Raw genomic sequence first — 13,585 nt, forward strand, 5'->3', positions numbered from 1 at the left:
ACGCCGGCTCCGGCGGCAGGGTCGGGACGACGTCGTTGTTGTATCCGTAGGGGGCACGCTTCAAAGGAAGCGGCTCCGTCGTTCACCCGAACAGTGCGCCGGGCTCGTGCGGTGCGGGTGTCGGTGGGTGCTCCTACGCTCCCGTCCATGCACATGGATGATCTGGCCTGGCAGGCGAGCAATCTCGGCGGTCTCCCACCGGGAAGGGTGGGCCTCCTGCTGGAGCGGGGCCACCTGGAGCTGGTGATCCGGGCGGCGGCGGAACGTGGCGAGTGGTTCTGCGCGAAGGGCGCGGTGGAGGAGCTGTGCCGGGCGGGGGAGTTCGGGCGGGCGCTGAAGGTCATGGAGCCGTTCGTCGCGACCGGGTGGCGGACTGCCTTGTCGGCGAAGGCCGACATCCTGCTCCGGGCGGGGCGGCCGCGGGAAGCGCTGGATCTGGTACGTCCGGACGACGCGGGTGGGGCCTCGAAGGCCGAGTGCCATGATCTCGCCGCGCTGCTCGCGCGGGCAGGACGCGTCGACGAGGCCGTCGGTCTGCTCGTTCCCCACATCGACGGATGGTGGACCCTGTCCGTCCTGGTGCAGATCACCGAGGGCCGGGACCGTGACGAGCGGGTGCTGGAGCTGATCGCCCCGCACGCCGACAGCGCGCGGCACGCCCGGGCCGAGAACCGGTGGGACCACCCCTTCCACAACGCGCAGGAGCTCCAGGCCCAGGTGCTGGAGCGCGCGGGTCGTGCCGACGAGGCGATCCGGGTCCTCGGTCAGGACATAGCGGGGCACCGCTACCTCACGCAGAACACCCTCACCGCCTACGCCCGGCTCCTGGCGCGTCACGGCCGGCTCGACGACCTGCGCGAGCTGGCCGGGCAGAATGCGCACACCGTCCTGGATGTCTACGCCGATGCGCTGCGCGACCACGGGCGCGGTGAGGAGGCCGAGGCCGTGATGCGCGAGGCCATCGCCGCCGACGACTGGACGGGGCACCGGGCCTGGCTCTCCTCCGCCTTGCTGTGGGACGGCCGGCTGGACGACGCGATCGCCGTGGCCGAACCCGGCTTCGGCGGGTACGACTGCTCCAACCTCCTGGCACCCCTCGTGCACGCGCTGGCCGACCGGCCCGAGGACCTGCTCCACCTGCTGGAACATCCCCGTGTCCGGCCCCACCACGACCACGAGGAGTTCCAGCACGTCTGGCGGGCGTGGGCACTTGCCGGCCTGGGGCGCGTCGACGAGGCGATCGCCCTGGCCGAAGCCGACCCGCGCCCCTGGACCGACCCCCGTATCGTCAAGGCCGGCCTCCTCGCCACGGCCGGTCACCTCGACGCCGCCGCCACCGCACTGCGGGCCCTCGGCACGATCGAGGCACGTACGGAACTGTGCGAGGTCCTGATCCGGCAGGGCCGGGCGGCCGAGGCGATCGCCGTCCACCCCACGGCGGCCGAGCAACGAGCCGCCACACCGAAGCCCGAGCCCGCCCCTGCGGGCGAGCACGGGTACTCGACGGAGCCGCCCTTCTAGGTGGCCCGGAGGGCGCGCCGATAGCGGACTTCCGGTACGGAGACCCCGTCGTAGTCGTCGGCCTGGACGGCGCCGTCGGCGGCGTAGCGGCGCGTTCGTAGAAGCGGCGTGCCGCCGTGTTGCCGCTGAGGACCCACAGCAGCATCAGGTCGAAGCCGTTGCCGAGAGCGTGCGCGTGCACGGTGTCGAGCAGCGTGCGGCCGATTCCGGACCCGATGAGGGTGGGCCGTACGTACAGGGCGTAGAGCTCAGCCGCCGTCGTGCCCGGTGTCGCGCTGCCGCGCCACGGCCCGAGGCAGGCCCACCCCACGACGGCTCCTCGGGCGTCGATCGCCACCAGGTTGGACATCGCCGTCGCCGACTGCGCGAAGTACTGCCGACGCTGTCGCGCATCCGCTTCGACCGTCATGCGGTCGAGATACGACTGCGGCAGAATCCCGGCGTACGCCGCCTTCCAGCCGCCCACGCGTACGGCCGACACCGCCGCAACGTCGGCTTCCGTCATCGCTCGCACGGTCACCTTCACCATTCCGGCACGGTACGGGACCTGCCGGCGCGGCCGCTCGCGCATTCCGGCCGGGGCGCAGCCTCACTCCTCCGCCAGCGCGTCCAGGGCCTCGCGGGAGGAGTGGCCCGCGGCTCGGGCGTGGGAGCGGGCGTAGCAGGCCAGGGTTGCGGCTGCCGTGGCGTAGGTGGCCGTCAGGGCGCAGGCGGCGTGGTGGCGGGGGAGGAAGCGTTCGACGGTGCGGAGGAGGGCCTGGTGGGCCGAGGCGAGGGCCAGGGTGGCGCAGACGCCGCTCGCGGCGAGGGCCGCCGAGGCCAGGCCCGCGCGGCGGATCGTGGCGAGGACTTCCGCCTTCGCCTGGCCGAGGTCCTCCTGGACCACCGCGGTCACGTCCCGGCGGAGCCGTTCCGCCGCGCCGCCCGGTTCACCGGTCATCGTGTCCGTCCTCCGTTCGCCGGCACCTCGCCTCCCGAGTGCCCCGGATGCTCCCGGTGAAACAGCGGCAGCATGCTGAATCCATGAGCATTCAGAACCCGGCCCACCGGGGCGGCGCCCGCCGGGGAAAGTTCGAGCAATTCGCGGAATACGCCTCCCATTTCACGAGTTCCCCCGTCTTCTTTTTTGTCTGCCTCCTGCTGGTCGCCGCGTTCATCAGCGCCCACGCGGCGCAGCTGTCACTCGAATGGCTGCTCCTCACCGGCGAATCCATGACCGCCGTGACCCTCCTGCTCCTCGCCCTCCTCAAGAATTCGGAGCTGCGCGCCGAGCACGCCATCCAGCGCAAGCTCGACGCGATCGCGGCCGCCCTGCTGGAGATGAACGAGGGGCACGAAGGCCGGGCCTTCGACAACCTGCGCGACTCCATCCGGATGGAGGAGGAGACCTGAGACCGCGCCGGGGGAGGGATGCCCCCATGGAGATCCTCCTCGTCGCCAGCGCCTTCAACAGCCTCACCCAGCGGGTGTACGCCGAGCTGTCCGACCGGCGGCACCGTGTGGAGGTCGTGCTCGCCGCGCACGGTGACGACGAGGTCCGGCGGGCTGTTCGTGATGTCCGGCCCGATCTGGTCGTCGCGCCGATACTGCGGACCGCCCTGCCCAAGGACGTGTGGGCCGAGCACACCTGCCTCGTCGTCCACCCCGGACCACCGGGGGACCGCGGCCCGTCGTCCCTCGACTGGGCGATCGCCGGCGGCGCCACCCGCTGGGGCGTGACCGTCCTCCAGGCCGAGGAGGACATGGACGCCGGGCCCGTCTGGGCGAGCGTCCCCTTCGACGTGGTGCCGGCCGGGAAGAGCGACCTGTACCGGAACGAGGTGGCGGACGCGGCGGTGGCCGCGGTGCTGCTGGCCGTCGAGCGGTACGCCGGCGGCACGTACGAGCCGCGGCCGCAGGACGACGACCCGGACGCCGACGTCACGTGGCGGCCCGCGGTCCGCCAGGAGCAGCGGCGGATCGACTGGGACACCGACACGACCGCGACCGTGCTGCGGAAGCTGCGCGCCGCCGACTCGCGGCCCGGCGTCCTGGACGAACTGTGCGGCGCGGAGGTCTTCCTCCACGGCGGCCACCCCGAGGACCGGCTCCGCGGCTCCCCGGGCGAGCTCCTCGCCACCCGCACCGGCGCGGTCTGCCGCGCCACCCGCGACGGTGCCGTGTGGATCCCCGAGCTGCGGGCCCGGCGCCGCCCCGGCGGCCCGCCCACCTTCCGGCTGCCCGCCACGCACGTCCTCGGCCCCCGCCGGCTCGCCGGCGTCCCCGAAGCACCGGTGGCACCGGAGCTCGCCGCCGGCCGGCGCACGTGGAGCGACATCCACTACCGCCAGGACCACGACGTGGGCTTCCTCCGCTTCTCCTTCCCCGGCGGCGCCATGAGCACCGACCAGTGCCGCCGTCTGCTCGACGCCTACCGCCACGCCCTGACCCGCCCCACCCGCGTCCTCGTCCTCGGCGGTGCCCGCGACTTCTTCTCCAACGGCATCCACCTCAACGTCATCGAGGCCGCCACCGACCCGGCGGCCGAGTCCTGGGCGAACCTCAACGCCATGGACGACCTGGTCGAGGCCGTGCTGCGCACCACCGACCGGCTCGTCGTCGCCGCCCTCGCCGGCAACGCCGCGGCCGGCGGCGTCATGCTCGCCCTCGCCGCCGACCAGGTGTGGTGCCGCGCCGGAGCGGTGCTCAATCCGCACTACCGGCGCATGGGGCTGTACGGGTCGGAGTTCTGGACGTACACCCTGCCGCACCGCGCCGGCCCCGCCACCACCGAGCGGCTCATGACCGAGGCCCTGCCGGTGAGCGCGGCCACCGCCGTCCGCCTCGGCCTGGCCGACCGGCTCGTCACCGCCTCCCCGCAGGACTTCGCCGCCGAAACGGAACGGCTCGCCGCACAACTCGCCCGGTCGCCCGACCTCGACCGTGCCGTCACCGCCAAGCAGGCCCGCCGCGCCCGGCACGAGGCGGACCGCCCCCTCGACGACCACCGCCGAGCCGAACTGGCCGAGATGCACCGCATCTTCTTCGACCCGCACGCCCCCTACCACGCGCTGCGCTCCGCCTTCGTGCGGAAGGAGGCCGGCGGCCCGCCCCGGCCCCTCACCGCCCCCCGGGCCCTCCGTGCCACCCGACGCCCATGACGGCCCGCACCCCCCGTCTCCTCGTCGCCGGCATCGGCAACGTCTTCCTCGCCGACGACGCCTTCGGCCCCGAGGTGATCCGCGCCCTCGCCGCGCGCCCCCTCCCGCCGTCCGTGGATGTGACGGACTTCGGCATCCGTGGCATGGACCTGGCCTACCGGCTCCTGGACGGGTACGACGTCGCGATCCTCGTCGACGCCGCGCCCCGCGGCGGGCCGCCCGGCAGCCTGTACGTCGTCGAACCCGACCTCGACGCGTGCGCCACCGCCGCCCCCGAGGCCCACGCCATGGACCCCGTCAAGGTGCTGGCCCTCGCCCGGCACCTGGCGGACACCCCGCTCCCGCGCGTCGTCGTCCTGGGCTGCGAGCCCCTCGTACGCCTCGGCGCCGGCGACGACATCAGCGTGGGCCTCAGCGCACCCGTGCGCGACGCCGTCGAGCCGGCCGTGGACCTCCTCCACCAGCTCGTCCCCACGCTGCTGGCCGACCCGCGGGCCGCGCCGACGCCCGGCCCGCTCGGCCGGGCGGAGGAAAAAGAAGCCCCGCTCCCGCCGCGTGGACCCCACCCGGCCCAGGAAGCCGCTCACGATCGATGAGTCGCACTCCCGTCCGCCCCCCACCCCCGCCCGCCGACACCGCCAGGGAGCACCCATGATGTGCCGGTCCGTCGACGTCCAGCAGGCCGTCCTCGCCAAGAACGACGGCCTCGCCGCCACCCTCCGCTCCGACCTGGCCGGACGCGGCGTCACCACCGTCAACCTGATGTCCAGCCCCGGCAGCGGCAAGACCGAGCTCCTGGGCCAGGTGCTGCGCCGCGCCCTCGACGGCGGCCTGACGGCCGCCGCGCTCACCGCCGACCTGGCCACGGAGAACGACGCCCGCCGGCTGGCACGCTCCGGCGCCCCCGTGAAACAGCTGCTCACCGGCGGGTTGTGCCACCTGGAGGCCGGGCAGGTGCGCGGCCACCTGGACGGGTGGCTGCCCGCCGGCACCGAACTGCTCTTCGTGGAGAACGTCGGCAACCTCGTCTGCCCCGCTGCCTACGACCTCGGCGAGACGCTCCGCGTCGTACTGATGGCCGTGACCGAGGGCGAGGACAAGCCGCTCAAGTACCCGACGGCCTTCGGCTCCGCCCACCTCGTCGTGCTCACCAAGACCGACCTGGCCGAGCCCGCCGGGTTCGACGAGGCGGCGTTCACGGCGAACGTGGCGCGCGTGAACCCGGGCGTGCCCGTGGTCCGCACCAGCGCCCGTACCGGCACCGGTGCCGGCGCCCTCCTCGACCACGTCCTGGCCGTACGCGCGGGCGCCCCGCCCCACGCGCCGGCCCTGGGCGGCCCGGCGGGCACCCACGGCACCGCCACCACGACCCGCACCGCCCCCGCCTGATGGACGCCCTGGCGAGCCGCACCACCCCAGCACCCCCAGGCGTACCTCCCGCTGCCGTACGCCGCCGCCTCACCGTCACCGGCGTCGTCCAAGGCGTCGGGTTCCGCCCCTTCGTGCACCGGCTCGCCACCGAGCTGGCCCTCAGCGGCCACGTCGGCAACACACCCGACGGCGTGCTCGTCGAGGTGGAAGGCCACCCCGACGCCGTCGCCGCGTTCTGCTCCCGGCTGCCCCGCGAACGGCCTCCCCTCGCCGCCGTCACCGGCCTGCACGCCACCGACGTCCCGCCGGCGGGCACCGAGGGCTTCACCATCCGCCCCTCCCACGAGCACGACCACGACCAGGACCACGACCACGGCGGAACCGGCCGGGCCCAGCTGCCCCCCGACACCGCCCCCTGCGACGCCTGCCTGCGCGAACTGGCCGACCCCGCCGACCGCCGCCACCGGCACCCCTTCATCACGTGCACGCACTGCGGCCCCCGCTTCACCATCGTCCGGTCGCTGCCCTACGACCGGCCGGCCACCACCATGGCCGCGTTCCCCCTCTGCCGGGCCTGCGCCCGCGAATACGCGGACCCCGCCGACCGCCGCTTCCACGCGCAGCCCCTCGCCTGCCCCGACTGCGGCCCCCGGCTCACCCTCACCCCGGCCCCCGGCCACGGCTCCTCGCCCCTCCACGGCGACGACGCCCTCACCGCCGCCCGCCGCATGCTGGCCGCCGGGCGGATCCTCGCCGTCAAGGGCATCGGCGGCTACCACCTCGCCTGCGACGCCTCCGACCCCGCAGCCGTGGCCGCCCTCCGCACCCGCAAGGCCCGCGGCGACAAACCGTTCGCCGTGATGTGCGCCGGCCTCGACGAGGCCGCCCGCGTCGCCGTCGTCACCCCCGCCGCACGCGAGGCCCTCACCGGCCCCGGCCGACCCGTCGTCCTGCTGCGCCCCCGCGCGGACGCACCGGCCCCCCGGCCCGCCCCCGGCGTCAGCCCCGGCAGCCCCTACCTGGGCGTCATGCTGCCCTACGCCCCCGTGCACCACCTCCTGTTCGGCCTGCCCGGCGACCCGCCGGGCCCCCGCCTGCTGGTGATGACGAGCGGCAACCGCTCCGGCGAACCCGTCCTCACCGACGACCGCGACGCCCTCACCCGGCTCGCCGGCATCGCCGACGCCTGGCTGTCCCACGACCGCCCCATCGAAGCGCCGTGCGACGACTCCGTGCTGCGCGTACGCCCCGACGGCACCCTCCAGGTGCTGCGCCGCTCGCGCGGCCACGTCCCCCGGCCCCTGCCCGTCCCCGTCCCCCTGCTCCCCGCCCTCGCCGCCGGCGGCGACCTGAAGAACACCCTCTGCCTGGGCGAAGGCCACCAGGCATGGTTCTCGCAGCACATCGGCGACATGGGCGACCTCGCCACCCAGGAGGCCCACCGGCGGGCCGAGCAGCACCTGCGGCGGCTCACCGGAGTCCGCCCCCGCATCATCGCCGCCGACCGCCACCCCGGCTACCACTCCACCCGCGCCGCACGCCACCGGGCCGCCGCCGGCCTGCCGCTGCGCCTCGTGCAGCACCACCACGCCCACATCGCCTCCGCCATGGCGGAACACGGCCTCGACGGCAGCCGCCCCGTGATCGGCGTCGCCTTCGACGGCACCGGCTACGGCGACGACGCCACCATCTGGGGCGGCGAGGTGCTCCTCGCCGACTACGACGGCCACCGCCGCTTCGCCCACCTCGCGCCCGCCCCGCTCCCCGGCGGCGACGCCGGCGTCGCCAACCCCTGCCGCGTCGCCCTCGCCCGGCTGCGGGCCGCCGGGGTGCCGTGGGAGAGCCGGCTGCCCAGCGTGGCCGCCTGCACGTCCGGCGAACTCGCCCTGCTCGGCCGGCAGCTGGAGCGCGGCACCGCCTGCGTGCCGACCTCCAGCGTGGGCCGCCTGTTCGATGCCGTGTCGTCCCTGCTGGGCCTGTGCCACCGGGCCGGCCACGAGGCGCAGGCGGCCGTCGCGCTGGAGGCCGTCGCCACCACCGCCTGGGACGCCACCCCGGACAGCGGGTCCCGCACAGCGTTCGGCATCGGCAGCGCGCCCTCCGGCCGGCGGCCGGCGACGGCCCACGGTCCGCCCGCCCCCCTGCTGTTCGACCCCTCCCCGGTGCTGCGCGCCCTCACCGCGGGGCTGCGGCGCGGCGTACCGCCCGCCGTCCTCGCGGCCGGCTTCCACCGCAGCCTCGCGGCGGCGGTGGCGGAGCTCTGCCGGCGGGCCCGCCGGGAGACGGGCATCGGCACGGTCGCCCTCACGGGCGGCGTGTTCGCCAACGCCCTGCTGGAGGACGCGTGCACGGCGCTCCTGGCGGCGGACGGCTTCGAGGTGCTCCGGCACGGCGAGGTGCCGCCCGGCGACGGCGGACTGGCCCTCGGCCAGCTCCTGGTGGCGGCGCGGGAGCGGCCGGCGGCCGGCCCCTGAGAAGCACCCTTCGCAAGCGATGACACGGGGGACCACACAGTCAGGAGAGCCACATGTGTCTGGCGGTACCCGGAAGGGTCCTGGCCGTCGAGCAGCGCGACGACACCGTGACGGGCCTGGTCGACTTCGGCGGCGTGCAGAAGGAGGTGTGCCTCGACTACGTCCCCGACGCCCAGGCCGGCGAGTACGTCATCGTGCACGTCGGCTTCGCCCTGCAACGCCTGGACGAGGAGTCGGCCCGGGCCTCCCTGGAGCTGTTCGAGCAGCTGGGGCTGCTGGAGGAGGAGTTCGGCGACGCCTGGGAACGGGCCGCGGCCGAGCTGGAGCCCGCCGCCGGGCCCGAGGCGGAGGAAGGAAGCGGGTGACCCCGTGAAGTACGTCGACGAGTTCAACGACCCGGGGCTGGCGCGGACGCTCCTGGACGAGATCCGGGCCACCGTCACGCGCCCCTGGGCCCTGATGGAGGTGTGCGGCGGCCAGACCCACTCCATCATCCGGCACGGCATCGACCAACTGCTCCCGGACCGCCTGGAACTCATCCACGGGCCCGGCTGCCCCGTCTGCGTCACCCCGCTGGAGACGATCGACAAGGCGCTCGCCATCGCCTCCCGCCCCGGCGTCGTCTTCTGCTCCTTCGGCGACATGCTGCGCGTGCCCGGCACCGGCCGGGACCTGTTCCGCGTCAAGGGCGAGGGCGGCGACGTCCGCGTCGTGTACTCGCCCCTGGACGCCCTGGAGCTCGCCCGCCGGCACCCGGAGCGGCAGGTCGTCTTCTTCGCGATCGGCTTCGAGACGACCGCGCCCGCCAACGCCATGGCCGTCCACCGGGCCCGGCGGCTGGGCCTGCGCAACTTCAGCATGCTCGTCTCCCACGTCCGGGTGCCGCCCGCGATCGAGGCGGTGATGTCGGCGCCGTCCTGCCGCGTGCAGGGCTTCCTCGCCGCCGGGCACGTGTGCAGCGTCATGGGCACCGGTGAATACCCGGCCCTGGCCGCACGGCACCGCGTACCGGTCGTGGTCACCGGCTTCGAACCGCTGGACATCCTCGAAGGCATCCGCCGCGCCGTGCACCAGCTGGAGCGCGGCGAGCACCGGGTGGAGAACGCCTACGGGCGCGCCGTCCGCGACGAGGGCAACCCCACGGCCCTCCGCATGATCGAGGAGGTCTTCGAAGTGACCGACCGCGCCTGGCGCGGCATCGGCCCCATCCCCGGCAGCGGCTGGCGGCTGCGGGAGGAGTACCGCGCCTACGACGCCGAGCACCGCTTCGACGTGACCGGCATCCGCACCGAGGAACCGGCCGTCTGCCGCAGCGGCGACGTCCTGCAGGGCCTGATCAAGCCGCCGGAGTGCCCGGCGTTCGGGACGGCGTGCACGCCCCGCACCCCGCTGGGCGCCACCATGGTCTCCAACGAGGGGGCCTGCGCGGCGTACCACCTCTACCGGCGCACGACCGCGCCGCACCAGAAGGAGGCGAACCCTGTTGGCTGACACGGCGACCCCCACGTCACCGGCTCCGGTCGACCCGGCGTCCTGGACCTGTCCCGCCCCGCTGCACGACCAGCCCGTGGTGGTCATGGGGCACGGCGGGGGCGGCGCGCTCTCCGCCGAACTCGTCGAGCAGGTCTTCGCGCTCGCGTACGGCAACGCGACCCTCGCGGCGCTGACCGACTCGGCGGTACTGCACCTGGGCAGCGGCCCCGGCACCGCCCGCCTCGCCTTCTCCACCGACTCCTACGTCGTGCGGCCGCTGTTCTTCCCCGGCGGCTGCATCGGCGACCTCGCCGTGAACGGCACCGTCAACGACCTGGCCATGAGCGGTGCCCGGCCCGCTTTCCTGTCCGCCGCGTTCGTCCTGGAGGAGGGCGTGGAGCTCGAGGTGGTCGGGCGGGTGGCCCGTGCCATGGGCGCCGCCGCCCGGGCCGCGGACGTCGTGGTGGCCACCGGTGACACCAAGGTGGTGGAGAAGGGGCACGGCGACGGCCTGTACGTCACCACCTCCGGCATCGGCGTGGTGCCCGACGGGGTGGACATCCGCCCCCAGCGGGCCGCGCCCGGCGACGTCGTCATCGTCAGTGGCCCGGTCGGCCTGCACGGGGTGGCCGTCATGAGCGTGCGGGAGGGGCTGGAGTTCGGGGTCGAGGTGACGAGCGACACCGCGCCCCTCGCCGGCCTGGTGGCGGCCATGCTGGCGGTCACCCCCGACGTCCACGTCCTGCGCGACCCCACCCGGGGCGGCCTGGCCGCCGCGCTCAACGAGATCGCCCGCGCCTCCGGCACCGGCGTACGGCTGGCCGAACGGGCCGTGCCCGTCCCGGAACCGGTGGCGAACGCCTGCGGCTTCCTGGGCCTCGACCCCCTCTGCATCGCCAACGAGGGGCGGCTGGTGGCGTTCGTACCGCGCGCCGCCGCCGACGCCGTGCTGGAGGCCATGCGCGCCCACCCCCAGGGCACCGGTGCCACGGTGATCGGCGAGTGCGTGGCGGAGCACCCCGGCACGGTCGTGGTGTCGACGGCCCTGGGCGGCACCCGCGTCGTCGACCTGCCGCTGGGCGAACAACTGCCCCGCATCTGCTGAACCGGCCGCGCCGGAACCCCCTTCCCCGCAGCGGCCTGCCGGACCGCCGCCGCCGCGGAGGGCCATGGCGTCCTCCCGGGCGGGGCCGGGCTGCTCGTCTCCTCTCATGACGCAGACGGGACAGCGGCGCGCACGCGGAGCCGGGGCCCGCCCGCGCACGCAGGGGGACGGTGTCCCCCGGACGGCCCACCGGGCGTTTTGCCCGCCACCCGCCAGGACACGGCTAGCTCGACGAGCCGTCACCTGCGGACCGACCCGAGGAGGCCACCGTGGCAGGGCCGGAACACGACCGGGGGCGCCGCCCGGCGGCGACGCGTGGGGAGCGCCTCGTCTCCGCCGCCGACCGGCGGCTGTCCCTCGTGTCGCGGGCCACGGGGTACGTCCGCAAGGCGTTCCCCGACCACTGGTCCTTCCTCCTCGGCGAGATCGCCCTCTACAGCCTCGTCGTCCTGGTGGTCACGGGACTGTGGCTGACCCTGTTCTTCCGCGCGGGGATGAGCGACATCCCGTACCTGGGCCCCTACGGGCCGCTGCGGGGCGTGCCGGTGTCGCACGCGTTCGACTCGGTGCTGCGCATCAGCTTCGACGTGCGCGGCGGGCTGCTGGTCCGGCAGACGCACCACTGGGCCGCCCTGGTGTTCGTGGCCGCCATCGGGTGCCACCTGCTGCGCGTGTTCTTCACCGGCGCGTTCCGCCGGCCGCGGGAGGCCAACTGGACGATCGGCCTGACGATGTTCCTGCTGGCGCTGCTGGAGGGCTTCTGCGGCTCCTCGCTCCCCGACGACCTGCTGTCCGGCACCGGGCTGCGCACCGCGCACGGCATCGTGCTCTCGATCCCGGTCGCCGGCACCTACCTGGCGTTGTTCCTCTTCGGTGGCGAGTACCCCGGGCACGACATCATCCCCCGGCTGTTCTACGCCCACGTCCTGCTGGTGCCCGGTCTGCTGCTCCTCCTGGTCCGGGTGCACCTGGGGCTGGTGGTGAAGCTGAAGCACACGCACTGGGCCGCGCCCGGGCACAGCAACCGCAACGTCGTGGGCCGGCCCCTCTTCCCGCAGTACATGGCGAAGTCGGCGGGCCTGTTCTGCACCGTGGCCGGCGTCCTCTTCGCCCTGGGCGGGCTCCTCCAGGTCAACCCCGTCTGGGAGTTCGGGCCGTACCGCCCCGACCGGGCGTCCACCGAGGCACAGCCCGACTGGTACGTCGGCTACCTGGAGGGCGCCCTGCGCCTCATGCCCGCCTGGGAGACGCACGTCGCGGGGCACACCATCGCCTGGGACGTGTTCCTCCCCGGCGTCGTGCTGCCGGCCGTGCTCTTCGGCGGCCTCTACCTCTTCCCGTGGGCGGAACGGTGGGTCACCGGCCCGGGCCGGGAGCGCCACCTGTGCGACCGGCCGCGGAACCAGCCCACGCGCACGGCGCTGGGCGCGGCGGGCGTCTGCTTCTACGCGGTGCTGCTGATGGCGGGGGCGCAGGATGTGCTGGCGTACGTCCTCCGCCTGCCGGTCGAGGGGCTGACGTATGCCTTCCGGATGGTGCTGGTCGTGGGGCCGCTGCTCACCTACCGGGCGACGAAACAGCTGTGCCTGTCGCTCCAGGCGGCGGACCGCCGGCGCCTGGAGAAGGCCACCGGGACGGGGGTCGTACGGCTCGCCGCGGCGGACGGCCACCGCGAGGGACGGGTGGGCCTGGGCCGCGCGGAGGCGTACCGCATCCTGATGCGCGACACGCCGCGGCCGCGCACCCACGGCACCGAGCCCGGCCGTTTCTTCCACAGGCACCGGATCCGCAACCGGCTCAGCGCCTGGTACTTCGGCGCCCGCGTCCCGCTGCCGGTGACCGAGCAGCAGGCCGGGGCGGTTCAGGCGCTGGCGGCGGACCCGGAGGAGGCGGGGCGGGCGGCCGGGGCCGACTCACCGGCGTGAGGCGGCCCGGTGCCCACCCGGCGGGCCCGGTCCTCCTCGGGCACACCGGCCTCCGCGGCCGGCAGCTCCACCGCGACGATCTCCAGCTCACGGCCGCTGCGCAGCTCCGCCGACGGCCGGTCGCAGCGCGGGCACCAGAGGAACGGCGGCACGCCCACCGCGAAGTCCGCCGCGCACGCCGCACAGTGGGCGCGCGCGGCGACCTGCTCGACCTCCAGCCGGGCGGAGGCCAGCGGGGTGCCCTCGCGTGCCACGTCGAAGGAGAACGCGAGGGCGTCCGGCACCACCCCGGAGAGTTCGCCGACGCGTACCCGTACGACGGTCACCGCGGCGGCCCCGTGCTCGCGGGCGCAGTCCGCCGCCCGCTCGATGATCGCCGCGGCGACCGACAACTCGTGCACGGCCGGGCCCCGGTGGTCAGCGGGGGTGGCGGCCGCCGGCGCGGAAGCCGGCCATGCGCCAGATCCGCACCTCCCGCACCAGGCCCGGCATCTCCTTGGCCAGCAGGACGAGGGCCGCCCCGCCCACCAGCGCCACCTGGGCCAGCAGAATGCGTTTCGCCATGGTCGGTTCCTC

General features: G+C 75.0%; 13 protein-coding genes and 1 pseudogene. 10 read left to right on the forward strand and 4 right to left on the reverse strand.

Features of this window, described 5'->3' with window-relative positions; all coding sequences use genetic code 11:
- Positions 1-147 precede the first annotated feature (147 nt).
- Positions 148-1,521 (forward strand): tetratricopeptide repeat protein, encoded by a 1,374-nt coding sequence (locus IE305_RS30275; RefSeq protein WP_190133019.1) that lies wholly within the window; start codon positions 148-150, stop codon positions 1,519-1,521.
- Positions 1,522-1,672: 151 nt separating this feature from the next.
- Here IE305_RS30275 and IE305_RS30280 read toward each other — a convergent pair.
- A pseudogene (locus IE305_RS30280) lies at positions 1,673-2,092 on the reverse strand (GNAT family N-acetyltransferase); the annotation flags it as partial.
- Positions 2,093-2,110: 18 nt separating this feature from the next.
- Positions 2,111-2,461 carry a phage holin family protein gene (locus IE305_RS30285; protein ID WP_190133020.1) on the reverse strand — a complete coding sequence of 117 codons (351 nt, stop codon included), beginning with the start codon at positions 2,459-2,461 and terminating at the stop codon, positions 2,111-2,113.
- Between the two features lie 83 nt (positions 2,462-2,544).
- Here IE305_RS30285 and IE305_RS30290 point away from each other — a divergent pair, with 83 nt between their 5' ends.
- The 9 genes from IE305_RS30290 (at position 2,545) to qcrB (ending at position 13,009) form a co-directional block, all read left to right on the forward strand.
- Complete coding sequence (locus IE305_RS30290; RefSeq protein ID WP_190133021.1) at positions 2,545-2,913, forward strand: low affinity iron permease family protein; 369 nt, start codon at positions 2,545-2,547, stop codon at positions 2,911-2,913.
- 26 nt (positions 2,914-2,939) lie between these two features.
- Positions 2,940-4,661 (forward strand): enoyl-CoA hydratase-related protein, encoded by a 1,722-nt coding sequence (locus IE305_RS30295; protein ID WP_190133022.1) that lies wholly within the window; start codon positions 2,940-2,942, stop codon positions 4,659-4,661.
- On the forward strand, positions 4,658-5,257 hold the full coding sequence (locus tag IE305_RS30300; RefSeq protein ID WP_190133023.1) for a hydrogenase maturation protease: 600 nt from the start codon (positions 4,658-4,660) through the stop codon (positions 5,255-5,257). Before IE305_RS30295 ends, IE305_RS30300 begins: the two co-directional genes overlap by 4 nt.
- A gap of 58 nt (positions 5,258-5,315) precedes the next feature.
- The gene (hypB, locus tag IE305_RS30305) at positions 5,316-6,050 is read left to right on the forward strand and encodes a hydrogenase nickel incorporation protein HypB (RefSeq protein WP_190133062.1); all 735 of its coding nucleotides are present in this window, start codon (positions 5,316-5,318) and stop codon (positions 6,048-6,050) included.
- Positions 6,050-8,506 (forward strand): carbamoyltransferase HypF, encoded by a 2,457-nt coding sequence (hypF, locus tag IE305_RS30310; RefSeq protein WP_190133024.1) that lies wholly within the window; start codon positions 6,050-6,052, stop codon positions 8,504-8,506. The genes hypB and hypF overlap by 1 nt, the downstream gene beginning before the upstream one ends.
- A 53-nt stretch (positions 8,507-8,559) precedes the next feature.
- Positions 8,560-8,871 carry a HypC/HybG/HupF family hydrogenase formation chaperone gene (locus IE305_RS30315; RefSeq protein WP_190133025.1) on the forward strand — a complete coding sequence of 104 codons (312 nt, stop codon included), beginning with the start codon at positions 8,560-8,562 and terminating at the stop codon, positions 8,869-8,871.
- A 4-nt stretch (positions 8,872-8,875) separates the two neighbouring features.
- On the forward strand, positions 8,876-9,997 hold the full coding sequence (gene hypD / locus IE305_RS30320) for a hydrogenase formation protein HypD (RefSeq protein ID WP_190133026.1): 1,122 nt from the start codon (positions 8,876-8,878) through the stop codon (positions 9,995-9,997).
- Complete coding sequence (gene hypE / locus IE305_RS30325; RefSeq protein ID WP_308440289.1) at positions 9,990-11,084, forward strand: hydrogenase expression/formation protein HypE; 1,095 nt, start codon at positions 9,990-9,992, stop codon at positions 11,082-11,084. Before hypD ends, hypE begins: the two co-directional genes overlap by 8 nt.
- Before the next feature lie 269 nt (positions 11,085-11,353).
- A complete protein-coding gene (gene qcrB, locus IE305_RS30330; RefSeq protein ID WP_190133027.1) occupies positions 11,354-13,009 on the forward strand; it encodes a cytochrome bc1 complex cytochrome b subunit in 1,656 nt (551 codons plus the stop codon).
- On the opposite strand, the gene hypA is transcribed toward qcrB, so the two are convergent.
- Both hypA and IE305_RS30340 read right to left on the reverse strand, forming a co-directional pair.
- Positions 12,946-13,410: a hydrogenase maturation nickel metallochaperone HypA gene (gene hypA, locus IE305_RS30335; RefSeq protein ID WP_190133028.1), complete on the reverse strand. Its 465-nt coding sequence runs from the start codon at positions 13,408-13,410 to the stop codon at positions 12,946-12,948. The genes qcrB and hypA overlap by 64 nt on opposite strands.
- A 16-nt stretch (positions 13,411-13,426) precedes the next feature.
- On the reverse strand, positions 13,427-13,573 hold the full coding sequence (locus tag IE305_RS30340; protein WP_190133029.1) for a hypothetical protein: 147 nt from the start codon (positions 13,571-13,573) through the stop codon (positions 13,427-13,429).
- Positions 13,574-13,585: the final 12 nt, after the last annotated feature.

Source organism: Streptomyces mashuensis (assembly GCF_014654785.1).
GTDB classification, from domain to species: Bacteria; Actinomycetota; Actinomycetes; order Streptomycetales; family Streptomycetaceae; genus Streptomyces; species Streptomyces mashuensis.

What these genes read in the sequence shown, in the direction of transcription:
- IE305_RS30275 (WP_190133019.1), top strand. Translation starts at nt 148, where the DNA reads ATGCACATGGATGATCTGGCCTGGCAGGCGAGCAATCTCGGCGGTCTC.
- IE305_RS30285 (WP_190133020.1), bottom strand. Translation starts at nt 2,461, where the DNA reads ATGACCGGTGAACCGGGCGGCGCGGCGGAACGGCTCCGCCGGGACGTG.
- IE305_RS30290 (WP_190133021.1), top strand. Translation starts at nt 2,545, where the DNA reads ATGAGCATTCAGAACCCGGCCCACCGGGGCGGCGCCCGCCGGGGAAAG.
- IE305_RS30295 (WP_190133022.1), top strand. Translation starts at nt 2,940, where the DNA reads ATGGAGATCCTCCTCGTCGCCAGCGCCTTCAACAGCCTCACCCAGCGG.
- IE305_RS30300 (WP_190133023.1), top strand. Translation starts at nt 4,658, where the DNA reads ATGACGGCCCGCACCCCCCGTCTCCTCGTCGCCGGCATCGGCAACGTC.
- hypB (WP_190133062.1), top strand. Translation starts at nt 5,316, where the DNA reads ATGTGCCGGTCCGTCGACGTCCAGCAGGCCGTCCTCGCCAAGAACGAC.
- hypF (WP_190133024.1), top strand. Translation starts at nt 6,050, where the DNA reads ATGGACGCCCTGGCGAGCCGCACCACCCCAGCACCCCCAGGCGTACCT.
- IE305_RS30315 (WP_190133025.1), top strand. Translation starts at nt 8,560, where the DNA reads ATGTGTCTGGCGGTACCCGGAAGGGTCCTGGCCGTCGAGCAGCGCGAC.
- IE305_RS30340 (WP_190133029.1), bottom strand. Translation starts at nt 13,573, where the DNA reads ATGGCGAAACGCATTCTGCTGGCCCAGGTGGCGCTGGTGGGCGGGGCG.